The 22,443-nt window shown below is 63.4% G+C and carries 20 protein-coding genes and 1 pseudogene; 11 read left to right on the top strand and 10 right to left on the bottom strand.

All coding sequences use genetic code 11. From position 1 onward, the window contains the following. Positions 1-139: 139 nt before the first annotated feature. Complete coding sequence (locus tag XI02_RS15675) at positions 140-1,138, bottom strand: AraC family transcriptional regulator (protein ID WP_081334998.1); 999 nt, start codon at positions 1,136-1,138, stop codon at positions 140-142. Positions 1,139-1,447: 309 nt separating this feature from the next. Here XI02_RS15675 and XI02_RS15680 point away from each other — a divergent pair, with 309 nt between their 5' ends. The 6 genes and pseudogenes from XI02_RS15680 (at position 1,448) to XI02_RS15705 (ending at position 6,434) form a co-directional block, all read left to right on the top strand. Then, on the top strand, positions 1,448-1,822 hold the full coding sequence (locus XI02_RS15680) for an AraC family transcriptional regulator (RefSeq protein WP_244980710.1): 375 nt from the start codon (positions 1,448-1,450) through the stop codon (positions 1,820-1,822). 108 nt (positions 1,823-1,930) lie between these two features. Further along, positions 1,931-2,599, top strand: a complete 669-nt coding sequence (locus XI02_RS15685; protein WP_244980709.1) for a hypothetical protein — start codon at positions 1,931-1,933, stop codon at positions 2,597-2,599. 106 nt (positions 2,600-2,705) lie between these two features. Then, a complete protein-coding gene (locus XI02_RS15690) occupies positions 2,706-3,047 on the top strand; it encodes an HdeA/HdeB family chaperone (RefSeq protein ID WP_018270606.1) in 342 nt (113 codons plus the stop codon). A gap of 95 nt (positions 3,048-3,142) precedes the next feature. Beyond that, complete coding sequence (locus XI02_RS15695) at positions 3,143-4,576, top strand: DUF1254 domain-containing protein (RefSeq protein WP_172648176.1); 1,434 nt, start codon at positions 3,143-3,145, stop codon at positions 4,574-4,576. Between the two features lie 200 nt (positions 4,577-4,776). Continuing rightward, a pseudogene (locus tag XI02_RS15700) lies at positions 4,777-5,788 on the top strand (transporter). A 211-nt stretch (positions 5,789-5,999) separates the two neighbouring features. Then, complete coding sequence (locus XI02_RS15705) at positions 6,000-6,434, top strand: DUF2721 domain-containing protein (protein WP_038376621.1); 435 nt, start codon at positions 6,000-6,002, stop codon at positions 6,432-6,434. A 26-nt stretch (positions 6,435-6,460) separates the two neighbouring features. Here the strand turns inward: XI02_RS15705 and XI02_RS15710 are convergent, their stop codons facing one another. From XI02_RS15710 to XI02_RS15730, 5 genes are all read right to left on the bottom strand, one after another. Then, complete coding sequence (locus XI02_RS15710; protein WP_172648175.1) at positions 6,461-7,363, bottom strand: alpha/beta fold hydrolase; 903 nt, start codon at positions 7,361-7,363, stop codon at positions 6,461-6,463. Positions 7,364-7,370: 7 nt separating this feature from the next. Then, positions 7,371-8,990, bottom strand: coding sequence for a GMC family oxidoreductase (locus XI02_RS15715; RefSeq protein WP_172648174.1), 1,620 nt, complete (start codon positions 8,988-8,990; stop codon positions 7,371-7,373). A gap of 197 nt (positions 8,991-9,187) precedes the next feature. After that, positions 9,188-10,495: an MFS transporter gene (locus XI02_RS15720; protein ID WP_244980708.1), complete on the bottom strand. Its 1,308-nt coding sequence runs from the start codon at positions 10,493-10,495 to the stop codon at positions 9,188-9,190. 272 nt (positions 10,496-10,767) lie between these two features. After that, complete coding sequence (locus tag XI02_RS15725; protein ID WP_016847524.1) at positions 10,768-11,220, bottom strand: MaoC family dehydratase; 453 nt, start codon at positions 11,218-11,220, stop codon at positions 10,768-10,770. Positions 11,221-11,231: 11 nt separating this feature from the next. Next, a complete protein-coding gene (locus XI02_RS15730; RefSeq protein WP_018270613.1) occupies positions 11,232-11,723 on the bottom strand; it encodes a MaoC family dehydratase in 492 nt (163 codons plus the stop codon). A 170-nt stretch (positions 11,724-11,893) separates the two neighbouring features. Between XI02_RS15730 and XI02_RS15735 the strand changes: the two genes are divergently transcribed. Next, positions 11,894-12,664: an IclR family transcriptional regulator C-terminal domain-containing protein gene (locus XI02_RS15735; RefSeq protein ID WP_075969037.1), complete on the top strand. Its 771-nt coding sequence runs from the start codon at positions 11,894-11,896 to the stop codon at positions 12,662-12,664. Between the two features lie 164 nt (positions 12,665-12,828). Next, positions 12,829-13,455, top strand: coding sequence for a pyridoxamine 5'-phosphate oxidase family protein (locus XI02_RS15740; protein WP_172648172.1), 627 nt, complete (start codon positions 12,829-12,831; stop codon positions 13,453-13,455). A 43-nt stretch (positions 13,456-13,498) separates the two neighbouring features. Here the strand turns inward: XI02_RS15740 and XI02_RS15745 are convergent, their stop codons facing one another. Then, positions 13,499-13,924, bottom strand: a complete 426-nt coding sequence (locus XI02_RS15745) for a hypothetical protein (protein ID WP_172648171.1) — start codon at positions 13,922-13,924, stop codon at positions 13,499-13,501. Positions 13,925-14,186: 262 nt separating this feature from the next. Between XI02_RS15745 and XI02_RS15750 the strand changes: the two genes are divergently transcribed. Then, positions 14,187-15,359: a M20 aminoacylase family protein gene (locus XI02_RS15750; RefSeq protein ID WP_069276234.1), complete on the top strand. Its 1,173-nt coding sequence runs from the start codon at positions 14,187-14,189 to the stop codon at positions 15,357-15,359. 90 nt (positions 15,360-15,449) lie between these two features. Here the strand turns inward: XI02_RS15750 and XI02_RS15755 are convergent, their stop codons facing one another. Then, positions 15,450-16,631 (bottom strand): cytochrome P450, encoded by a 1,182-nt coding sequence (locus tag XI02_RS15755; RefSeq protein ID WP_069276235.1) that lies wholly within the window; start codon positions 16,629-16,631, stop codon positions 15,450-15,452. Positions 16,632-16,770: 139 nt separating this feature from the next. Between XI02_RS15755 and XI02_RS15760 the strand changes: the two genes are divergently transcribed. Continuing rightward, positions 16,771-17,679, top strand: coding sequence for a LysR family transcriptional regulator (locus XI02_RS15760; RefSeq protein WP_172648170.1), 909 nt, complete (start codon positions 16,771-16,773; stop codon positions 17,677-17,679). Positions 17,680-17,770: 91 nt separating this feature from the next. Here the strand turns inward: XI02_RS15760 and XI02_RS15765 are convergent, their stop codons facing one another. Next, a complete protein-coding gene (locus tag XI02_RS15765; RefSeq protein ID WP_069276237.1) occupies positions 17,771-19,393 on the bottom strand; it encodes an inorganic phosphate transporter in 1,623 nt (540 codons plus the stop codon). A gap of 530 nt (positions 19,394-19,923) precedes the next feature. Beyond that, on the bottom strand, positions 19,924-21,372 hold the full coding sequence (locus tag XI02_RS15770; RefSeq protein ID WP_172648169.1) for a UdgX family uracil-DNA binding protein: 1,449 nt from the start codon (positions 21,370-21,372) through the stop codon (positions 19,924-19,926). Between the two features lie 255 nt (positions 21,373-21,627). On the opposite strand from XI02_RS15770, the gene XI02_RS15775 reads away from it, so the two are divergent. Further along, positions 21,628-22,422: an ImuA family protein gene (locus tag XI02_RS15775; RefSeq protein WP_172648168.1), complete on the top strand. Its 795-nt coding sequence runs from the start codon at positions 21,628-21,630 to the stop codon at positions 22,420-22,422. Positions 22,423-22,443: the final 21 nt, after the last annotated feature.

Genomic DNA, 22,443 nt, shown 5'->3' on the forward strand with positions numbered 1-22,443 from the left:
ATGATCATCATGGTGAGGCGGGGCGATCGATGTTGGTTTGTCGGCCCCTCGATCGTTGTCGAAGCTCGCGACAGGGCGGCAGGCCCACAGGAAGGACAAGTTGCTCGAAACGTACAGCATCCAGGGAGCGATGACGTTCTCACGTTCTCCTTTGCTCGCGAAACTGCCGCGGCGTAACACCGGCGATCCTGCGGAAGGCGCGGGTAAAATGGGCGGGATCCGTGTAGCCTGAAGCGAACGCAACCTCGATGATCTTGGAGTCCGTGTTTCGCAAGAGCTTTCTAGCGTTCTCAAACCGAACGGTATCCAGCAGGCCCGAATATGTAATGCCGGCGCGCGACAGGTTGCGTTGAAGGCTACGTGTACTAACGCCTGCCATTTCCGCGATCTCAGCGAGCGTCGGAAGTCCTTCGTCCAGGTAGGATGGCAGCATTAGCTTGAGTGTTTCGATGATGTCATAATTGGCAAATTCGATCTTCTCGTCCTTCGGACAAGGAAGATTTTCGTTCGCCCTATTGGGGAGGGCCAGGAACGAAATAGGCACGTCGATCCATGATGCTTCTTGGCCGGACAAGAATCGAGAATTTGGCCAGAATGACTGGCACGTCGGAGTCGGCGTGTAGCGAGCTTCAAAGGCGATAGTTGCTGGAGCCCAGTCCGGCCCGGCGAATTGTCGGACGACGTAGATCGGAAAAATGTTCTGAAGCCACTGTGAATGCTCGAGATGCTGAAGTCCTTTGGTTCCGGCGAGCCTACTGCAAATTCTCACGTGATCGTCGTAGCGCTCAAGCCAGTTGCTCAAGTTTGAGTCTTCGAGCGATGCCCATTTGCAGGTCTGTTGTAGCGCGACAAGCAGTGTCGGAGAATGACCAATGAGATTCCGGGTTCTTTCGCTCAGGTGGCCGAAATGTAGCTGCTGAGCAGCATGAAATCCGAAATCATCGATGCCCTGCGATCTTCGCGCGAATTCCGCAAAGTCGATCGCAGGCAAAATTGGGACGTAATGATTGGATTTTTCTTCCAACGAGGTGGGTAGGCGAAACTTTTCCAGGAGCGAAGCGGTTGGTGCTCCAAGATTATTCAGAATGTCTGCGAAAGGACTAAGGTGTTGGCAGCGCGTCAAATGAATGTTTGCCATCGGCCGGACCTGAATTCCTACGAACTTAAGATCTTAAGTAAAAAGAGCCGCATGGGCGATAATGCAACTACGTGCCTGCCCAACAATTTTAACGGGAGTCCAGACTATCAGGCCGCCACGTCTGTTGCTCAATTTTATCCCGCGCCATGCTTGAGAAGGGATGGTGGGCATCGGCCGATTCCATTTGACAAGAATTTTGGCGGCTGGTGGCCAGACGTGCCTTCGAAGCGCCCTTAACCTCGAAGACCGGTTTTTCTATTGAGGGACCATGGGCTTCTCGCCTGACGCCAGCCGATGAGAACCGTCCGATTGCCTTCATCCCAGGCGATCCGTGAGGCCATTGTCGCATCACTGCGGCATGGTGACGCGGTAACCCTTGATGGCACGGCTCGTGCGCTCAAGATCAGCCGACGTACGTTGCAGCGTCATTTGGGACGCATGGGCACAAGCCATAGCGAAATACTTGCCGAGATTCGCTTGAAGGTCGCGTGCCGACTGCTCGCCGATTCAAGCAAGCGCTTGTCGGACATCGCCAAATTCCTCGGTTATACCAACGCAAGCAGCTTCAGCCGTTCCTTCGCGCGTTTGATGAAAATTCAACCCGTTGTCTACCGGAAGCAGCAACGTGCCCGCAAACACGATCCGGCAAGTCCCCGCGGACGGCCTCATGTGATTGGCCGCTGAACTAATCCGGATGATTGGCGCGAAATGGCAAGACGCGCGATCTGAATTGGCGCGAAATGCTTAGCGAAGCTGATTGCCAGATTGCGCTCCCCCAAAGGAATAACAAACATGACCCTTCGCTCAGCTCTGTTGGTATTTTGCGTCGCCGGATTGATTGCCGCTCCCCATAAGGTGTTTTCCCAGTCTGCACCCGAGAGCAAACCACACGTACCGCTTGAGAAGTCGATAGGTCAGGCAAAGCCGGAAGTCGTGCCATCGCTCTTCGTCCTCAACTCGCGCAGTGCGAGCTTGAAGGACGGGAAGCTTGTGCTGACGGGGGTTTCACCGAATGCGATCGTGTTCGCCGATCGGCCCGTGAGGGCGGCTGGTCACGATCTCACGTCGCGAATTGTCGAGGATTGGGGCAATGGCAGTGACAATTTCGCGAAGGATCCTCCAAACGCCACCGTGTCCGGGTTCAGGAAAGACGGATCATCGGTAGCCGACGCCGTCGTCGTCCTGAAATCGCCCAAGCTCGAAGGCGACGGGCTGACTTTCGATGTCGATATGCTCGAAGGTGACCTTGCCGGAGCTGATGGACCGGCGTCGATCTTTATCGACATCATCGGTCGTCCATTCACGCCGCTGTCTTTTGCCGGCGTTGCTCGCCGCACCGCCTGGCGAGGTGCTTACTACCGCGGCGCTGCAGTCGCGGGTGCGGCCGCCCTTGGAGCTGCGGCAGCTTATCCCTATTACGCCCCGCGGTGCGGATACTATCCGTATCCGCCTTGTTACTGAGCAACGCGACCGTCGCGTCACAGCCGCTCGGCCGACAGGTGGAAGATTGGCCGCGATCTAACCCGGGCACACGAGCTCACAGGAGGGGATCATGAGACGAACCGCCATGATTGCAGCATCGCTGATCGTCGCCGGCATTCAGTCGGCACACGCGCAGACAGACCTGAGCGCCTACGCCAACGCCGAAGGCTATCTGGACGTTCAGAAGCTGACCTGCGCGCAACTCGCCGGAACATGGCAGGGAGACGCCGATCTTCTCACTGCTTGGTACAGCGGATGGTACAACGGGCTTGCGCGCAAGCACTACCTCGACATCAAGAAGTCCCGCGAGGCCGAGCATGAAGTAATCCAACATTGCAAGGCGCATCCTGATCAACTCATCATCGAGGCCATCGCAGTGGTCTTCAAGGATATGAGAGCGGCGCTCGGGATCAGGATGCAGCCCTGACCCACGGGATCGGACGCCTGTCACGGCCGGCCGACAGTCGAAGCAGCCAGGCGATTGTTTGAGGACCATTCGATTTGCACACAAGGGAGAGAACAATGGAGATCACGCGACGCAACCTTGCGCTTGGCGCAATGGGTCTGCTCACCGGAGCGGCGATAGGTCGACGAGCCGTCGCCGAGGAGGGAGCCTTCCTGGGGGTCGGTCAGGGCTTGGAGGACTTCTGGCTCGCGAGCGACGCCTACATATTCGGCTATCCGTTGGTGACGATGGAGATGACCCGCCGGGTCCTCACCAATGTTGCCGAACCCGTGGGAACGAAGGCGCCGATGGGACAGATCATCAAGCTGCGGCAATATCCGGACGCGTCGTTCCGTGATGTCACTGCGCCCAACGCGGACACGCTCTACACCACGTCCTTCTTCGACGTCGGGAAAGAACCGTGGGTCCTCAGCATCCCGGACATGAAGGGGCGCTATTTCCTGATGCCCATGCTTGATGGCTGGACGACGGTGTTCCAGGTGCCGGGAAAGCGCACCACCGGCACGGGAGCACAAACCTATGCGATCACCGGGCCCGGCTGGAAGGGCACGCTGCCGGATGGCGTGAGGGAGTACAAATCGCCTACCAACATCGTGTGGCTGCTCGGCCGCATCTATTGCACCGGAACGCCGGAGGACTATGCAGCCGTCCACAAGCTGCAGGACGAGTGCAAGCTCGTTCCGCTCAGTGCTTACGGCAAGCCGTACACACCACCTCCGGGAAAGGTCGATCCGTCGATCGACATGAAGACGGCTGTCCGCGAACAGGTCAATCGCATGGACGCGGTGTCGTATTTCAAGCTGCTGTGCGAGCTCATGAAAACCAACCCGCCATACGCGGCAGACGCGGCCCAGCTCGCCAAATTTGCCCGCATCGGCATCGTACCCGGACGCGACTTTGACGAGACCAAGCTGAAGGCGGACTTCCTGAAGCGTGTCCCCGAGGTGTCGTTCGACAGGATCATGCTTCAGTTCAAGGTCAACAAGGCCGTCAAGGACGAGAACGGCTTTGCGTTCACGACGAGAACCGGCATCTACGGGACCGACTATCTGATGCGGGCTCTGGTAACCGCGATCGGACTCGGCGCCAACCGCCCGCAGGATGCGGTCTATCCGACCTCGCAAAAGGATGCGGATGACCGCAAGTACAATGGTGCGAACAAGTACGTCATGCGGTTTCCCAAAGGCCACTTGCCTCCGGCCGAGGGATTCTGGTCGCTCACCATGTACGACAGCGGCTACTTCTTCGTGAACAATCCGCTCAACCGATATTCGATCAGTGCGCGGGAAAATCTGAAGGAAAATCCGGACGGCTCGACCGATCTCTACATTCAGAAGGACTCGCCCGGCAAAGACAAGGAATCCAACTGGCTTCCTGCGCCCGAGGGAGATTTCATACTCATGCTGCGCATGTATTGGCCGCAGGAAACCGATCCTTCGATCATCAACGGCACCTGGACGGTTCCGGCCGCCAAGAAGATCGGGGCCTGAGAAACTGGATTCTTGCCGGCTCCAACCGGGCCGGCAAGAATCAACGTGCTTCAATTTGCGGGGGCGAATCGTGCGCTCGAGCGAGCCGTACAGGTCGTTCCGCACACACCAAAGGGGGGTGTGACATGCGGCTTCGCGGTCTTTCGATGAGGCGGCAACCAAACGGGCGAGGCAAGACGCTCAGGGATGTCGGCATCGCCATGATACTGGTCATGGCGTCAGTTTCGTCTGAGGCCGCCCGGGCCGACGAGGGCGGCGTCTCATATTGGCTTCCCGGCCGCTTCGGCAGCCTCGCTGCGACCCCGCAGGTCCCCGGCTGGTCGATGGCGGAGGTCTACTATCACACCAGCGTAAGTGCATTCGGCAATGCCGCGGCGCCAGGGAAATCCAGGTCGGCAGAATCCCCGCCGCGGCAAACGTCAATCTAAACCTGCATCTCAACGCGCAGGCGGATCTCATCCTTCTCAATCCCACTTATACGTTCGCAACGCCGGTGCTGGGTGGCCAACTTGCCATCGGCGTGACCGGGCTGTTCGGGCGGTCGAGCGCGGATCTTGCGAGGACGCTGACGGCGGCCGTCGGTCCGCTGGCGACAACGCGCACCGGCAGCTTCGGCGATTCAATCACATCGGTAGGCGACCTCTACCCGCAGGCGACGCTGAAGTGGAGCGCCGGCGTGCACAATTTCATGACCTATGTAACGGGAGACGTTCCGGTCGGAGCATACAGTCCGAGCAGCCTCGCCAATCTCGGCATCGGTCACGCCGCGATCGATGCAGGCGGCGGCTACACCTACTTCAACCCGCAGGCGGGCCATGAATTTTCTGCCGTCGGGGGCTTCACCTACAATTTCAAGAATCAGGATACGCAGTATCAGAACGGGATCGACTTCCATCTGGATTGGGGCGCCTCCCAGTTTCTGTCAAAGCAGGTTTTCGTTGGCCTGGTTGGATATGCCTATCAGCAGGTCACCGACGATTTCGGCCAGCACCCTGTCCTGGGGGCTTTCGGTCCCGCGTGGTGGGCGTTGGTCCGCAGATCGGCTTCCTGTTTCCCGTGGGCGGGATGCAGGGTTATCTGAATCTCAAGGGGTATGGAGAATTTGCAGCAGAGAATCGCCCGGCCGGCTGGAATTCCTGGTTGACGTTCTCGATCTCTCCGATGGCGCCGACCAGCACTGTGACGCCGACCCGACGGATCGTGACAAAATAGCAGTGTTGTGCGTGCCTTCAATTGTGCCAAGATCACGCCACGATGCGCCGCACTCGCGCGAGGCCGTCGATGCCGACCGTTCGGACGCCGGCTGGACAATCGTCGCCGCTGCCGGTTCGATACTTCGGAGGCGTGATGGCCAGGCTGCTGGGTCCAGGTCGCCAATGTCCGGCTGATTGGTTTCGGCCGCGCTAACCCGAAAGTCGAGTCGATGTTGCCGGATACGCCATCGGTCAGTCAGCTCTCTCAAGTGATTTCTCAAGCGGCTGCGCCCGCATTTCTGCTTGGCGCATTGGCGGCCTTTATCGCGGTGCTGATTTCCCGCCTGAACCGGATCATCGACAGATCGATTTACCTGAACCAAATTTCGGATCAGGATCAGGCGAGATGCCGGCTCAAGGCAGACCTGCCGCGTCTTGCTCGGCGCGCCACCATGATCAATCGCGCGATCTTCTGGTCCATCATAGGAAGCATCTCGATCAGCATTGTCATCGTCGTCGGCTTTGTGAGTGCGTTCTTTCACATCCAACACGAGCGGGGCGTCGCCATCCTCTTCATTGTCTCCGTTGTGGCTTTCATCGTGTCGTTGGTCGATTTCGCGCGAGAGGTCCGAATTGCCCTGAGCGAGCTCGATCACTACGGCTAGGCGCAACGCATTGATACATTCACGCCTTAACGCGCACGCGCGGCAAACGTCGTGATCGCTGCCACCATCAGCTCCGGCGCTTCCTGCGCGACGCAATGCCCGACGCCGTCGAACGTCCAGCCGCTTGCATGCGGGATCAGCGCCGCGGCGCGGCCTGCCATTTCCTTGTAGATCGGCCATGACTGCTCGGCGGTCGCGATGCAGACCGCGCAGGCGATGTCGGAGAACCACGGGAACGGATTGCCGCGGCCATCGCCGGTGTAGATCTGCTCCATGGCCTGGAAGATCGGCCCGAGCAGGGCCGACTCGATTTCCGGCGTGCAAAGCAGCCGCATGCGGCCGTCGTCGAGCCGGGCAAAGCCGTGATGGACATAGGCCCACAGCGACCGTTCGGTCCATGGCGCGAAGGCCGGTGCGGCGCGCAGCCGCTGGAACAGGTCGTCGGCGCTGTCGAACTCGGCCCGGCGGCGCAGCACGCCTTGCACCGAGGCGTTCGCGATGTCGCTGAGGCCGCCGGCGCGCGGCGCGCGCGGATCCATCGCGGTCGGCTCCGTGACATGCAGGCGCGCGAAGCGACCGGGCATCAGTCTGGCCGCGAGCAGCAGGTCGGTTGCGCCGGCACTGTGGCCGATGCCGTAGATGTCTTGGAGGTCGAGGCGCTCCACCACCATGCGGACGTCTTCGGCAAAATCCTGGAAGTGATAGCGATCGGCCGGCGGCTTGTGGCTCAGGCCATGCCCGCGGCGGTCGAGCGCGTAGACCGTGTAATCGGCCGCCAGCGCCTCTGCGACCTCGGTCCACACCTCCGCGACGAAGCCCGTGCCGTGCAGCAGCAGCGCCGGCGGCTTGTCCGAGGCCGGCTCGCCCCATTGCGCCACCGCAACCTGAGCGTCGGCATCGCCGACCAGAAACCGCTTCGGGGCGTTCATCGTCGTTCTATCGCGCATCCTGCAGGATCATCGCCGCGGCCTTTTCGGCGATCATCGCCGTCGGCGTGTTGGTGTTGCCTGAGGTGATGGTCGGCATCACGGAGGCATCCGCGATGCGCAGGCCGTTGAGGCCGTAGAAGCGCAACCGCTCGTCGACCACGGCCATCGGATCGTTGGCCGTTCCCATCTTCGCGGTGCCGACGGGGTGGAAGATCGTGGTGCCGATGTCGCCGGCAGCCTTGGCGAGCGAGGCATCGTCGTCACCGACCGAGGGGCCGGGCAGGAATTCCTCGGGATGATATTTCTCCAGCGCCTTCTGCTTCATCAGTCTGCGCGTGGTACGGATGGCGTCGGCCGCGACCTGGCGGTCGTCGTCGGTCGACAGATAATTCGGCGCGATCGACGGCTTGTCGTCGGGCGCGGTCGAGCGGATCCGCACCGTGCCGCGCGAACTCGGCTGCAGATTGCAGGCGCTCACCGTGATCGCGGGGAAGCGGTGCAGCGGATCGCCGAACTTGTCGAGCGACAGCGGCTGCACGTGGAACTGGATGTTGGCGCGCGAGCGCGTCGCGTCCGAGCGCGTGAAAATGCCGAGCTGCGAGGGCGCCATGGTCAGGGGACCGCGGCGGCGAAACGCGTAATCGAGGCCCATCAGGCCGCGGCGAATCAAGTTGTAATAGGTCTCGTTCAGCGTGCGCACGCCGGATACCTTGTAGATCGCGCGCTGCTGCAGATGGTCCTGCAGATTATGGCCGATGCCCTGCACGTCGAGCACGATGTCGATACCGAGCGGCGACAGCCATTCGGACGGACCGATGCCGGAGCGCTGCAGCACCTGCGTGGTTCCGATCGAGCCGGCGCAGAGGATCACTTCGCCCCTGGCGCGGGCCTCGACCACCTCATCGCCCTGGCGGAACAGCACGCCGGCGGCGCGGCCGCTCTCGATGATCAGGCGGTCGACCAGCACGTCGGTCTCGAGCCGCAGATTGCCGCGGTTCAGCACCGGCTTGAGGAAGCCGCGCGCCGACGACCAGCGCCGGCCGCGCTTCTGGTTGACGTGGAAATAGCTGGTGCCTTCATTGTCGCCGGTGTTGAAATCCGGGATGCGCTTGATGCCCATCTCCTCGGCGGCATCGCCGACCGCATCGAGGATCTGCCACGACAGCCGCGGCGCCTCGATGCGCCAGCCGCCGCCGACGCCGTGATGCTCGCTTTCACCGAGGAAATGATCCTCCAGGCGCCTGAACGCTGGCAGCACGTCGCTGTAGCTCCAGCCGGTGAGGCCGAACTGCCGCCAGTGGTCGTAGTCCGCGGCCTGGCCGCGCATCGAGATCATGGCGTTGATGGCGGAGGAGCCGCCGATCACCTTGCCGCGCGGATAAGCGAGTGATCGGCCGTTGAGGCCCGGCTCGGCCTCGGTCTTGAACATCCAGTCCGAGCGCGGATTGCCGATCGCGAAGAGGTAGCCGACCGGGATATGAAACCAGATCCAGTTGTCCTTGCCGCCGGCTTCCAGCAGCAGCACGCGCGTCTTCGGATCGGCCGACAGGCGGTTGGCCATGATGCAGCCCGCCGTGCCTGCGCCGACGATAATGTAGTCGAAATCACCCTCGAGCCTTCGCGGCATGTCCTCGTTCCCGGCAAGCGTCTTTTGTTGACGTCCTTCTATAGCGTTTTCGAGCGAAGTGGAGCCCGGTTCGCGTGAAGAAAACGCGTCAATACAAGAAAATAGAACCCGGTTCTGACAGAGTCAGAACCGGGTTCTATCCAGACGCAGCGGGCCGGCACAAGCCCGGCGGCGCGTGCCGGGCGTGCGCTGGATGCTCAGGGGCGGCTCGGCTCGGCCAGTGCGACCTCATGTCTCGCGCGGGGAACGCAGACGATCAGCGTCAGCATGCCGATGCCGAGCACGGCGCCGACCAGGGCGAGCGGTGCGTAGATGCTCCCGGTTGCGACATTCATCCAGCCGATCAGGGCAGGGCAGACCGCGCCGCCGAACGAGCCGATCGCTGAGATCAGCGCAATGCCGCCGGCCGCGGCGCTGCCCTCCAGCATCGCGTTCGGAATCGTCCAGAACAGCGACAGGATCGCGAAGATGCCGATCGAGGCGACGGCAAGCAGCGTCACGGTCAGGAGGATGCTGCCTTGCGCGGCCTGCAAGGCGATGAAACACGCCGCTGCGACGAGGCCGCAGCAGACCACGTGCCAGCGCCGTTCCCGTGTGCGGTCGGAACTGTAGCCGATCGCCACCATGCCGATGGCGGACGCAACCGAGATCGCGCCGCTCAGCCAGCCGATTTCGGTGGTCGTCGCCACGCCGACGCGTTTCAGCATCGTCGGCGTCCACAGCAGGATGGTGTTGAGCGAGCAGAAGAACGCGAAGTAGATGAAGGAGAGCAGATAGACGCGCGGCTCGCGCAGCGCCGCCGCGAAGCTCCGCGTGGTGCCGGGAACGGCGGCGCGGTCGCGGGCGAGGTCGCTTGCGACCTGCCGCCGCTCGTCGGCGCTCAGCCAGCTCGCGACCTGCGGTCCGTCGGCGAGGTAGAAATAGGCGGCGATGCCGAGCAGCACGGCCGGGCCGCCTTCGAGGATGAACAGCCACTGCCAGCCATGCAGGCCATGGACGCCCTGCATGTGATCCATGATCAGGCCCGACAGCGGTCCTGCAATGACGCCGCCGAGCGGCACCGCCATCACGAACAGGCTCGTCATGCGGCCGCGCACGCGGTCAGGGAACCACAGCGTCAGATAATACAGGATGCCGGGGAAGAAGCCGCCCTCGGCGGCGCCGAGCAGGAAGCGCAGCAGATAAAGGTGATACTGGTTCTGCACCAGCGCGAGCAGCATGGTGACGACGCCCCACAGCACCATGATCCGCAGCAGCGTCTTGCGGACACCGACCTTGACCAGCAGGAGATTGCTCGGCACTTCGAGCGCGACATAGCCGACCGAGAAGATGCCGGCGGCAAGCCCGAACACCGCGTCGTCGATCTTGAGGTCGTGCAGGAACTGGAGCTTGGCAAAGCCGATGTTAAAGCGATCGATGATCGCCACCGTGTAGCACGCCAGCAGGAACGGGATCAGGCGCCAGGCGATCCGTCCATAGAGCTGCGAATGAGCCGCATCCTGCATCGAAACCTCCAAGTGTAACTTTGTTTTGATTGTTAGGTCGAATGGCGCCGCGCGAGAGCCACGCTCCCTCGCCCCGTTCTTACGGGGTCGAGACGAGCGAAGCTCGCTCTTAGAGGGGTGGGGTGAGAGGCTATCTCCGCACAACGCGGTGGTAGCTGAGCCCGCGGAGACTCCCCCTCACCCGGAGCGCATTTGACGATGCGTTCCGGCCTCTCCCCGCACGCGGGGAGAGGCGAAGTGGGAGCCCCCGAGTTGCGTCCCGCCAGCCCGCCTTAGCCCGCCTTCGCGTTCGGCGGAAACTCCAGCATCGCTTCGCCGGCCGCGACCGTCTCGCCGCGCTGGTTCTGTACGGCGACGTCGACCAGCACCCAGCGCGACTTCGCGGTCGTTTGCTTGGCCTTGATGGTACCGGCCGGGCGGATGGTGTCGCCGGGCTTCACCGGCTTCAGCCAGCGCGTCTCGAGCCTGCGATGGATCGCGCCCGCGGGAAGCGCCCAGTCGGTCAGCATGCGCGAGATCAGGCCGAAATTGTTCATGCCGTGCATGATGATGCCGCCGAAATTGGTCTTGCCGAAATCGCCCTTCATGTAGTTGTCGTCGAGATGCAGCGGGTTGTAGTCGAGCGACGCATCGCAGAACAGGCGGATCGATTCGCGCGAAACCGCGAATGCCGGCCCGTCGATGGTGTCGCCGGCCTTGAGAGATTCGAAATTCGCCGTGGTCATGGTGATCCTCCTTACATCGGACGGATGGTCTGGCCGCGACCCGAGCAGATCACGTCGCCATGCTGGTTGAAGAAGACGTTGTCGTGCACCACGAACAGCCGCTCGCGCTTGATGAATTTGTCGAGCGCGCGGGCCTGCAGGGTGATGGTGTCGCCGGGGCGGGCCGGGATGTTGTAGCTCCACGACTGCCCGGCATTGACCGTGCCCGGCGAGCGCATCCAGTCGTCGGCCGGCGTGCAGGCGAACATCAAGAGGATATGGATCGCGGGCGGCGCGATCAGCCCGCCATAGGGCCCGTCCTTCGCGGCGGCTTCGTCCAGATAGATCGGATTGGTCTCGCCGACTGCGCGGCAGTACAGCGCGATCGCTTCCTGGGTGAGCTTGTAGGGCAGCGTCTTGCGCGGCTCGCCGGGGACGATGTCGTCCCATACCTTGCGCAGCTTCGCGTCTTTCCAGAAATCGGTTTCGAACGGGGTGGCCGCAGAACTTTCCGCTTGCGCCATCGTGCATCCTCCTGCTATTGAGTTCGCCAGGCGAACAATTCATTCGCTCTATGAATTCACGCTAGCGCGGTCGGGAGCCCCTGACAAGCGCGCAGAGCCGCGTCATGTGCAGGCAGCCATGCGGGCTGCGATGTCGTGAGCGCGATGACGGAACCAGCCAGGCGCCCGCCATGAGCAAAGAGAGTGACGGCTTCGTGCGCGCGATTGCGCGCGGCTTCTCGATCATCGAGGCACTCGGCAAGCCGCCGGGGCGGCACACGCTGGCGGAGGCCGCGGACACTGCCGGCCTCAACCGCGCCACCGCGCGGCGTATCCTCGCGACCCTGGTGGCGCTGAAATATTGCGCCTCCGATGGACGCTATTTCAGCCTGCGGCCGCGCGCGCTCGGGCTCGGCCTGTCCTATCTCAACGCGCTGCCATACTGGGGTCATGCGCAGCGCGCGCTGGAAAACCTGCGCAACGAGATCGGCGAGTCCTGCGCGATGGCGGTGCTCGACGAGGACGAGATCGTCTATGCGCTGCGCCTGCCGGCGCGGCGGATCCTCTCGGCCAATCTCGGCGTCGGCAGCCGGCTGCCCGCGCATCTGGTGTCGCTCGGCCGGGTCATGCTCGCCGCGCTGCCGCCTGGCACCCGCGAGGCTTATCTCGCGACCGGGGGCTTCAGGCAGGTCACGCCGCGCACGGTCACCGATCCGGAGCGTCTTGGCGAGTTGCTCGCGCGGGTCGAGAGCGACGGCTATGCCTGGGTCGACGGCGAGCTCGATCCGGCAATCTGCGGCATCGCGGTGCCGTTGCGCGATCCCGCGGGCGCGGTGGTCGCCGCGCTCAGCGTCAACACGATCTCGGGGACGGTGAGCGAAGCCGGCGCGCGCAAGAAGTATCTCTTGCCGCTGCGCCGCACCGCGCAGGAGATCCGCAGCCAGATGCTCACCTCGGGGTAGGGAGCGGCCGTTATCGACGCCTTTTCACCCACTTCGGACCTGGGTGGCTTTCCACGCCCGTGCCGAATGAATAGTCTTTCGCCTTGCTGGCCGGGTGAACTGCCAAGGAAAATCGCGGCCACGTCAAAGTGCAGATCGATTGCTCAACTTGCCGGAGGATTCCTGTGGTCGACCCAGTCCGCGCCCCTTTCTACCACGACGGAATGCGTGAGTTGCAGGACCGCTTCGACGGTCGTCGCGTCGCCGACGGTCTCGAGAAGCATCGCCTCCACTTCGAATTCTGGGAACAGGATCGCAAGCTCATCGAGGAGACACGATTCTTTTTCATCGCGACCAGCTATCAGGACAACGTCGATTGCTCGATGCGTTCCGGCGATCCCGGCTTCGTGAAGATCACCGGGCCTGATACGCTTGAATTCCCTGAGTACGACGGCAACAACATGTACCGCACGCTCGGCAACATTCACCGCAATCCGAACGTCGGGCTACTGTTCGTACGGCTCGACGGCAAGACGTTTCGCACGCGCATCCGGGGCAAAGCGACGATCCACGACAGCGCAGAGGCGCTTGCCGAGCATCATGGCGCGAAGGTCGTCGTGCGCGTCAAATGCGAGATCTTTCCAAATTGCCCGCGCTACGTTCCGGACCTGATGGGCGCCTCAGCGGACGTACCGGCGAATCTGTACGTGCCTCGGCCCGGGTATGAGCCGCCCGCTCCGGAATGGAAAAGCCGGGATTACCTCAAGGATGTCCTTTCGAAGTACGATCCGCATCGGAAACGTGACGCATAGCGGACAGCCGGGAACCGCATCCGGACGAGCGAGCAAACTGCGTTCAGGGCAGCGGTGCCATGTAGGGAATGCTGCCGACCAGAACGAACACCTGCACCGCGTTGCACAGCATGCCGCCCCAATGCAACTGGCGCAGCCGCCGCACCGCGGTGGGATCGCCGGCGTCTCGCGCGTCCGCCTCGGCATCGAGCCGCCGCAGAAACCATTGCCGCGCCAGCACCGCGAACGCCGCGATCAAGGCGATGCCGAGCGCAACGGCGAACCGGCCGGCCGTGGCAAAGGCGAGCGTGCCGATCACGCCCGAGACAGTGAGCACGAGGAAGTAGGCATTGAACATACCGCGCAGCAACCGCGTGACCGGCGGGACGTCGAGTTTCACAAGCAGGAACGCCGGCGCCGCCAGCAGGAAATATCCCATCGGCACCAGCAGGATGATGGTGGAAAACAACACCGCCTGATCCGGCGTCATGCAGCCGCTCCCTGTTGGAAGGCGAGAGGATTTCGGTGCGGAAAACCTGGGGTAGTATCCGTGCGGGATATGTCCCGCACTATTAGGCTTTGGTCGGATGCGATGATATCAGGCCCGAGGTCTGCGCAAAGTCCAGCGAGGGACGGCCCGCCTCCCGTTTGCGAATGCAGGCCCCAGCCGCGAGCATGCCACATCCGTTTGGGTGGACCGGCTCTTGCATGCTAGAGATGACTTACGTCCAACCTCTGAGGCCAGAATTCTCATGCCCATCGTGAACCGCGTCGCCGATCTGCAACCCGATATCCAGGCCTGGCGCCGCGACATCCATGAAAACCCCGAGCTGCTCTACGATGTCCACCGCACTGCATCATTCGTCGCCGACCGGTTGCGCGAGTTCGGCTGCGACGAGGTCGCGACCGGGCTCGGCACGACCGGCGTGGTCGGGGTCATCAAGGGCAAGAAGGGGCCGGCCAAGGGCGACGTCAAGGTGATCGGGCTGCGCGCCGACATGGATGCGCTGCCGATTCACGAACAGACCAATTTGCCCTACGCCTCGAAGACGCCGGGCAAGATGCACGCCTGCGGCCATGACGGCCACACCGCGATGCTGCTGGGGGCGGCGCGCTATCTCGCCGAGACGCGCAATTTCGCCGGGGACGCGGTGGTGATCTTCCAGCCGGCCGAGGAGGGCGGCGCGGGTGCCGCCGCGATGATCAAGGACGGCCTGATGGACCGCTTCGGCATCGAGCAGGTCTACGGCATGCACAACGGTCCGGGGATTCCGATCGGCTCGTTCGCGATCCGCACCGGGCCAATCATGGCCGCGACCGATGCGATCGACATCAAGATCGAAGGGCTTGGCGGCCATGCCGCGCGGCCGCATAAATGCATCGATTCCGTGCTGGTCGGCGCCCAACTCGTTACCGCCTTGCAGCAGATCGTCGCGCGCACCGTCGATCCGCTCGACTCCGCCGTGATCTCGATGTGCGAATTCCACGCCGGCAACGCCCGCAACGTGATCCCGCAGACCGCGGAGCTGCGCGGCACCGTGCGCACGCTGACCCGCGAAGTGCGCGACCTCATCGAGAAGCGCGTACGCGAGGTGGTCGACGGCGTTGCGAAGATGACCGGCGCGAAGATCGATCTGATCTATGAGCGCGGCTACCCCGTCACCGTCAACCATGAGGCGCAGACCGAATTCGCGAGCCGCATCGCGCGCGAGGTCGCGGGCGCAGCCAACGTGCACGAGATGCCGCCGCTGATGGGTGCCGAGGATTTCTCCTACATGCTGGAGGCGCGGCCCGGCGCCTTCATCTTCTGCGGCAACGGCGACAGCGCCGGCCTGCATCATCCTGCCTACAATTTCAACGACGAGGCGATCGTCTTCGGCACGTCGTATTTCGTGAAGATCGTCGAGAACGCGCTGGCGGCGTGATGACTCTGTCGGGTCGTCATCGTTCGACGAAAGCGTCATGCCTGGGACAAGCCCGGGCATGACCACGTTAAAGTGCTGCCCTCCGGGTCCTTAAGCGTCCCATCGCACCGGCAGCGTCACCGGACCGCGGAACACCCAGCCGCGCACGACCGGCGGCGCCTCCGCGCGGAGGCGCAGATTGCGCAAGCGCGCGAACAGCATCGGCGCCACGATCTTGCCGACGGTGAGCCGTGACACCCAGGTGCCGGCGCAGAAATGCGGTCCGGCGCCGAATGCCAGATGCGATTGCTTGGGCCGCGTCACGTCGAAGCGGTCGGGCTCGGCGAAGCGGCTGCCGTCGCGGTTCGCGGCGCCGACGCAGAGGCCGATCTGAAGGTCTTGCGGCAGCGTGATGCCGGAAAGATCGACGTCGCGGGTGACGCGGCGCGGATACATGCCGATCGGCGAGATCCAGCGCACCGCTTCCTCGAGCGCGGCCGGCCACAGCTCGGGCTTCGCCAGCACGCTGTCCTTCTGCGCCGGGTTTTCCAGCAGGCCGAGCACAAGCGTCAGGATCGCATCGCGCGGCTCGTTGAGGCCGCCGCCGATGATCACCTTGATGTTGGCGCGGATGCCCTCGATCGGCATCGGCGGATCGGCATTGACCATCGAGGACAGGATCGAGGGATTGAGGTGGCTGCGGTGATCGTCGAGCACCGCGTCGATCGTGGCATCGACATCGGCGCTCGCCTGCATCGCCTTGCGCTGGACCTCGGCATCGGCGGCGTAATTGCCCGCGCCGTCGATCAGCGCCTGCGACCAGTCGGCGAGGGTCTGCCACGGCATCCTGCGAAACCCGATCATCGCCATCAGGCTGAGCGAGGCCATCGGCGCGGCAAGGGCGGAGAACAGATCGGCCTCATCGCTTGCCGAGAGGTCGTCGATCAGCCTTTCTGCGATCGCGGTGAATTGCGGCGCCCAATGCTCCTTGATCGTCGCCGGGCGGAACGAGGGCTCGATCGCCTTGCGGCCGATCGCGTGCTCGGCGCCGTCCTTGCGCATGAAGGTCGGCCCCATCACCTTGTTGACCAGCGAAGCCGGATTGTCGGCCGAGTAGGTCGCGGGATCGCGCTCGATCCGCATGATGTCGTCGAAGCGCGTCACCAGCGTCAGCTTCGCGGGCGCGACAAAGACCGCCGGCGCGATCTCGCGCAGGCGGCGGAAGATCGGATACGGGTCGTCGAGCAGATCCTGATACGCGATATCGGTGACGACAGGCACGGCGCTGGTCATTGGTCCTCCCGGGAGCGCTTTTTCGCCAAGGCTAGCTCCGGGTGCACGATCGCTCAATTCGATGGGATTGATCCAATCCATCGAAATATTCCATGACCTTGTGTTAGGCTGGGCCGTCAGCAATGCAGGGAGGTGCAGCATGGCGGCCAATTCCTCGATCGATCCGGTCGACATCGGGACTCTGCGGACCCTCGTGCTGGTCTATGACCTGCAGTCGTTCTCCGCCGCCGCCAAGCGGCTCGACGTCAACCAGTCCACCATCAGCTATGCGATCGAACGGCTGCGCGGCGCGCTGCATGACCCGCTGTTCGTCCGCAGCGGCAACGGCGTGACGGCGACCGAGCGCTGCGCGGCGCTGGTTGCCTGGGCGCGGGACATGATCGTCGAGATCGACGGGCTTGCCTCACGGGTGGAATTCGATCCGGCGACGGCGCAGGGCAGCGTGACGATCTCCTGCAACTATCACGAACGCCAGACCCTGATCCCGCAGTTCAGCACGCGGCTGCGTGCCGGCGCACCAAAGGTCCGTCTCGTCCTGCTGGATGCCGCCGGCCACGGCGACGTCCATCTCAAGCAGAACCAGTGCGACATCGTGCTCGGTCCGGTCGGGATCGCCGGCGAGAGCTTCTTTCGGCGCCACATCCTCACCGATCACTATGTCTGCGTGATGGATCCGGCCAATCCGCTGGCGCGTGGCCGGATCGCGCTGTCGGCCTATGCCAGGGCCAAGCATGTCTTCATCACCCATAGCGGCGAGTGGCAGCCGCTTTATCTCGAGGCACTGAAGGCGAGGGAAATCGAGATCGAGCCGGTGGTCAGCCTTCCGAACCACGACAGTCTGGAGCGCATCATCACAGGCGCCAGGCTCGTCGCGACTATCCCCTATCATCTGGCGCGGGCGATGCGCGGCGGCCTCCATGTCGCCGCGCTGCCGTTTCGCGTGCCGATCTCGATCGACATGTACTGGAGCGCCAGGACGGCCAAATCCGGCTTGCACAAATGGGCGCGCGGCCTGCTGGCCGAGGTTGCGAGAGCCTGCGCCGCCTGAGCGAGGAGCCGGGCTACAGGTCCAAAACAAAAGGCCCGCACTGGAGTGCGGGCCTTTGTCCGGCGCGTTGCCGCGCCGAAAGCGTGGGGCGTCAGAACAGGTGGTAGAAGACGTAGTAGAGAACGCCCGAGATGATCATCGCGGCCGGCAGCGTCAGCACCCAGGCCATCGCGATGTTGCGGATCGTGGCCCATTGCAGGCCGGAGCCGTTGGCGGCCATGGTGCCCGCGATGCCTGACGACAGCACGTGCGTGGTCGAGACCGGCAGGCCGTAGCCGTCGGCCGCCGCGATCGTCGCGGCCGCCGTGATCTCGGCGCAGGCGCCCTGCGCGTAGGTCAGGTGGGTCTTGCCGATCTTCTCGCCGACGGTGACGACGATACGCTTCCAGCCGACCATGGTGCCGAGGCCGAGCGCGATGGCGACGGCGAACTTCACCCAGCTCGGGATGAACTTCGTCGCGGCATCGAGCGAGCCCTTGTACTGGTTCAGCGTGGCGATGTCGGCAGCGGTCAGCTCGGCTTCCTTGTCCTTCATCAGGAAACGGATCGCCTCGGATGCCAGGTACATGTCGTTACGGGTGTTGCCGACCGCGTCAGCCGGGAACTTGGCCAGCGATCCATACTGGGCAACCTGCTGGCCGATGTCGCGCACCAGCACCGCAAGCGACGGAAAGGTGCCTTCGTTGATCTGGTGCTGCGCGACATAGTTGGTCACAGCCGGGCGCGGGTTGCCGATCATGTTGTAACCGGCGGCCTTGCCTTCGATGACCTTGCTGGCCGCGGTCGAGTGCGCCGTGAACTGCTCGATCTGGCTCGAGGGCATTGCGCGGTTCAGCGCATAGGCGGTCGGCACGGTGCCGATCAGGATCAGCATGATCAGGCCCATGCCCTTCTGACCGTCGTTGGAGCCGTGGAAGAAGCTGACCAGCGTGCAGGTCAGGATCAGGATGCCGCGGATCCACCACGGCGGCGGCTGGTCGCCGACCGGTTCGCCGAACAGCGCCGGGGTCGCGCGCTGCAGCGCGATCTTGAGGAGGTAGAGCAGGCCGGCGGCGAGCGCGAAGCCGAACAGCGGCGACAGCAGCAGCGCCTTCGCGATGTTGGTCGCCTGCGACCAGTCGACGCCCGAGGTGCCGTCACGGCCGCGCAGCAGCGCGTTGGTGATGCCGACACCCATGATCGAACCGATCAGGGTGTGCGAGCTCGAGGCCGGCAGGCCGAGCCACCAGGTGCCGAGATTCCAGATGATGGCGGCGATCAAGAGCGCGAACACCATGGCAAAGCCGGCACTGCTGCCGACCTGCAGGATCAGCTCGACCGGAAGCAGCGAGACGATGCCGAACGCGACGGCGCCGCTGGAGAGCAGCACGCCGATCAGGTTGAACATGCCCGACCACACCACGGCGACATGCGCCGGCAGCGAGCGGGTGTAGATCACGGTGGCGACCGCGTTCGCGGTGTCATGGAAGCCGTTGACGAATTCGAAGCCGAGCGCGATCAGCAGCGCGACGAACAGCAGGATATACGGCAGGAACGAGGTGATGCGCGTGCCGGTGGCGTCGACATCGGCATAGATGCTGTAGGCAACGAACAGCAGCGCGGCCGCGACCACGCCCAAATAGATAACCCCGGTGAGAGGATGAAAGCCCTTGTCGAGGTCCGGACCCTTCTTTAGGGCGGGCTCGATCGAGCCGGGTAACGCCATATCGCTCATGGTAAACTCCTGTCCCAATGCTCCCGATTTTGATCGATGCATATGACAAGCAATTGAAATCCGGCCCCGCGGGATGAGCCGGCTTGCGGTGACGGTGGACATCGAACCGAATTTTCGTGCAACGCATTGAACGCGCACGTGGCTTCGCGGCCTCGTGGCAACCTCCAGCAACTACGGATCGCCGATCACGACGGGATGCTGCAGCCTGCGTTTCGCAGGACGAGACAATGTGCGGATAACCACACCGGCATCCGGCGGGGCCGGCAGCCGGAGAATTCGGCGCGCGTGCGAGTGGGAGGATCGCGAATGAGGGGGAGGATTGCGAGATGAGGTGGCGCGCCGCACGATCGGGGCTAGCAAACCGCGCAGCGCGCCCGCCTCAGGGTACGTCATGGCGTGAACATGACGCCCGATACCTGCGGAACATGCTACCCTACCACGGATCAATTAAAGGTTGTAGGTATTTGTCTGCGTTTAGAACAATTTCTCGTTGCGATGTGGTTCCTCCGGTTCCGCTGGTTTTGCGGAACTCAAGCCGCATCGGCTGATCTGCGCAATTGATGTGCGGCGATTTTCAGGTCGTCGACAAAGCGCTGATATTCCAGCGCCTTGGCTTTTTCATCCGGCAGCCGCAACAGATAGGACGGGTGCACGGTGACGAGCACCTTGGTTCCGTCGTGGTCGATCAGATGGCCGCGGTTCTTGTTGATCGGCGTGATCTTGCCGAGCACGCTCTGCGCCGCGGTGGCGCCGAGTGCCATCACGAGGTCCGGCTTGATGGTGGCGAGCTCGCGCTCGTACCACTGGCGGCAGGCGCGGATCTCTGGTGTGCTCGGCTTCTGGTGCAGCCGGATCTTGCCGCGCGGCACGAATTTGAAGTGCTTCACTGCATTGGTGACATAGACCTTGCGACGATCGATGCCGGCTTCCTGCAGCGCGCGATCGAGCATCTGGCCGGCCGGTCCGACGAAGGGGTGGCCTGCGAGATCTTCCTTGTCACCGGGCTGCTCGCCGACCAGCATCAGCGTTGCGCTCTGCGGTCCCTCGCCGAACACGGTCTGGGTTGCGTCTTTCCACAGCGGGCAGGCGCGGCAATCGGCGGCCTCGTCGCGCAAGGCCGCGATCGTGTCGTGAGCTTGCCTGTCTTGAACTTGCTTGCCTTGAGCTTGCTTGCGGGGCATCGGCGTATCCTGCCGCTTCTGCGGCTCGGCCGCCTTGCGTGCGATGAAGGGGCCGCTGGTCATGCGCATTGCGTCTTCGATCAGAGGCTTAATGATCGAGTCCTCGGGCAGGTTCCTCCAATAGGCTTGCGGCATCTCCATCACTTTCAGCCGTGCGGGATTGAAGCGGCCGTTGTCGTGACGTCGCCAGACCTCTTCGAGCCGGTCCTCGGTCGGCACTTCGGATTTGGCGACGCCCGGCGTGATCGAGATCGCGTGCCCGTCCCAATGTGCGCAGACGTCGGGGGTCAGGATCGACCACGGCATGTCGGCGAAGCGGCCGGCGAAGAACGGCGCGGCAAGCTCGACGATGCGATGCTCCGGCTCGAACCAGGCGACGTAATGCGCCGTCCGCTCGCGGCCGATCTCGCGGAAGCGCAGATGCGCGTGCATCCTGTCGATATCGACATAGACCGCGCGCGCCATCGCGTGGACCTCGGCGACATCGGGATCATCGGTCGCACTGAGCAGATCGTGATGGCTGCGCAGCCGCCACAGCAGGCGATAGAGCAGGGCGAAGCGTTCGTCACTGCGATGCAGGATCGCGGCCTTGGCGAGCTCGACGAATTTGGCCGACACATTGAACCGCGCCTGCGGCGTATCCGGCAATTCATTCACGCAGGATGCCGACGATAATTCGTCGTCGCTGCGTACGGTCCACATGATCTCCGCGGGCTTTACATCGTTCAGCGCCAATCGCCGCGCGGCCTTGCGCCAGCCCTCGAAATCGGTGTCGTTGTCGAGCACGATGATGCGCATGGATTGCTCCGTTTCCGTCACGCCGCCAATTTCGGGGCCTGCGTGCCTGACACAGCGGAAGACCAGGGCCCGTCCGGTTCGGCGGCTGCTGAATCCCATTGATTCCACTCATGAATCGATGAGCTCACCAATCCGATTGACTCCGCGGGTCCTGTTAGCTTTATATTAGAACATATCATGAACAAATGAGCCAGTCCCTGGTTCTCTGTTCAGACCAGTGACGGCCTCAAATTTTGGTTGGAAGGAGCGGCGCATATGAACGGCGCACGCATGGGTATGCTTGCGTCTCTGCGCGGCAGCATCGCGCGCATCGAGGCGCCATCGGATGCAGCGATGCCGAACCGCATCGCGCTCGGCCATGCCGGCGCCGATGCGATGTTGCGCGGCGGGCTTGCGCCGGCAGCATTGCACGAGGTGTTCGCGGCCGGCCATCAAGGCGGCGCGGCGACCGGCTTCATTGCAGGGCTCGCCGGACGGCTGTCGGCACGCAAGCCGCTGGTTTGGGTGCGGCAGGATTTTTCCGATCGCGAAAACGGCGCGCTGTCGATGCGCGGGCTTGCCGAGCTCGGCCTCGATCCGCGCCTCTTGGTCACGGTGCGCGCCGCCGATGTCGACAGCGGCCTGCGCACCGCGGCCGACGCGCTCGCCTGCGATGCGCTGGGTGCGGTCGTGCTCGAGGTCTGGGGTCAGGCGCGCCAGCTCGATCTCGTCGCCAGCCGCAAACTGACCCTGGCCGCGCAGGCCTCCGGCGTCACCGCGCTGGTGCTGAGGATCGCGGCAACTCCGATCCCCTCGACCGCGGAGACGCGCTGGATCGTGCGCGCGGCGCATTCGCCGCCGGGCAATGCCGCGAGCGTGTGGGGCACGCCGCGCTTCGAGGCCGAACTCGTGCGCAATCGTCATGGCCCGGTCGGGCGATGGATCATGGAATGGAAATGTGATGAGTGCCAATTCAGTGAACCGTCGGCGTTTCCTCAGCCTGTGGCTGCCACGCCTGCCCATCGACCGCATCAAGCGCAAGCTCGCGCAGGACATCGCCTCGCAAGCTGAGCTTGTTGCAAGCGAGCCAGA

This window comes from Bradyrhizobium sp. CCBAU 21365 (genome assembly GCF_015291305.1).
Taxonomy (GTDB): Bacteria; Pseudomonadota; Alphaproteobacteria; order Rhizobiales; family Xanthobacteraceae; genus Bradyrhizobium; species Bradyrhizobium elkanii.

Bases quoted from the DNA above. Each gene is read 5' to 3' on its own strand.
- XI02_RS15675 (WP_081334998.1), bottom strand. From the start codon at position 1,138: ATGGCAAACATTCATTTGACGCGCTGCCAACACCTTAGTCCTTTCGCA.
- XI02_RS15685 (WP_244980709.1), top strand. From the start codon at position 1,931: ATGACCCTTCGCTCAGCTCTGTTGGTATTTTGCGTCGCCGGATTGATT.
- XI02_RS15690 (WP_018270606.1), top strand. From the start codon at position 2,706: ATGATTGCAGCATCGCTGATCGTCGCCGGCATTCAGTCGGCACACGCG.
- XI02_RS15695 (WP_172648176.1), top strand. From the start codon at position 3,143: ATGGAGATCACGCGACGCAACCTTGCGCTTGGCGCAATGGGTCTGCTC.
- XI02_RS15705 (WP_038376621.1), top strand. From the start codon at position 6,000: ATGTTGCCGGATACGCCATCGGTCAGTCAGCTCTCTCAAGTGATTTCT.
- XI02_RS15710 (WP_172648175.1), bottom strand. From the start codon at position 7,363: ATGAACGCCCCGAAGCGGTTTCTGGTCGGCGATGCCGACGCTCAGGTT.
- XI02_RS15715 (WP_172648174.1), bottom strand. From the start codon at position 8,990: ATGCCGCGAAGGCTCGAGGGTGATTTCGACTACATTATCGTCGGCGCA.
- XI02_RS15720 (WP_244980708.1), bottom strand. From the start codon at position 10,495: ATGCAGGATGCGGCTCATTCGCAGCTCTATGGACGGATCGCCTGGCGC.
- XI02_RS15725 (WP_016847524.1), bottom strand. From the start codon at position 11,220: ATGACCACGGCGAATTTCGAATCTCTCAAGGCCGGCGACACCATCGAC.
- XI02_RS15730 (WP_018270613.1), bottom strand. From the start codon at position 11,723: ATGGCGCAAGCGGAAAGTTCTGCGGCCACCCCGTTCGAAACCGATTTC.
- XI02_RS15735 (WP_075969037.1), top strand. From the start codon at position 11,894: ATGAGCAAAGAGAGTGACGGCTTCGTGCGCGCGATTGCGCGCGGCTTC.
- XI02_RS15745 (WP_172648171.1), bottom strand. From the start codon at position 13,924: ATGACGCCGGATCAGGCGGTGTTGTTTTCCACCATCATCCTGCTGGTG.
- XI02_RS15750 (WP_069276234.1), top strand. From the start codon at position 14,187: ATGCCCATCGTGAACCGCGTCGCCGATCTGCAACCCGATATCCAGGCC.
- XI02_RS15755 (WP_069276235.1), bottom strand. From the start codon at position 16,631: ATGACCAGCGCCGTGCCTGTCGTCACCGATATCGCGTATCAGGATCTG.
- XI02_RS15760 (WP_172648170.1), top strand. From the start codon at position 16,771: ATGGCGGCCAATTCCTCGATCGATCCGGTCGACATCGGGACTCTGCGG.
- XI02_RS15765 (WP_069276237.1), bottom strand. From the start codon at position 19,393: ATGAGCGATATGGCGTTACCCGGCTCGATCGAGCCCGCCCTAAAGAAG.
- XI02_RS15770 (WP_172648169.1), bottom strand. From the start codon at position 21,372: ATGCGCATCATCGTGCTCGACAACGACACCGATTTCGAGGGCTGGCGC.
- XI02_RS15775 (WP_172648168.1), top strand. From the start codon at position 21,628: ATGAACGGCGCACGCATGGGTATGCTTGCGTCTCTGCGCGGCAGCATC.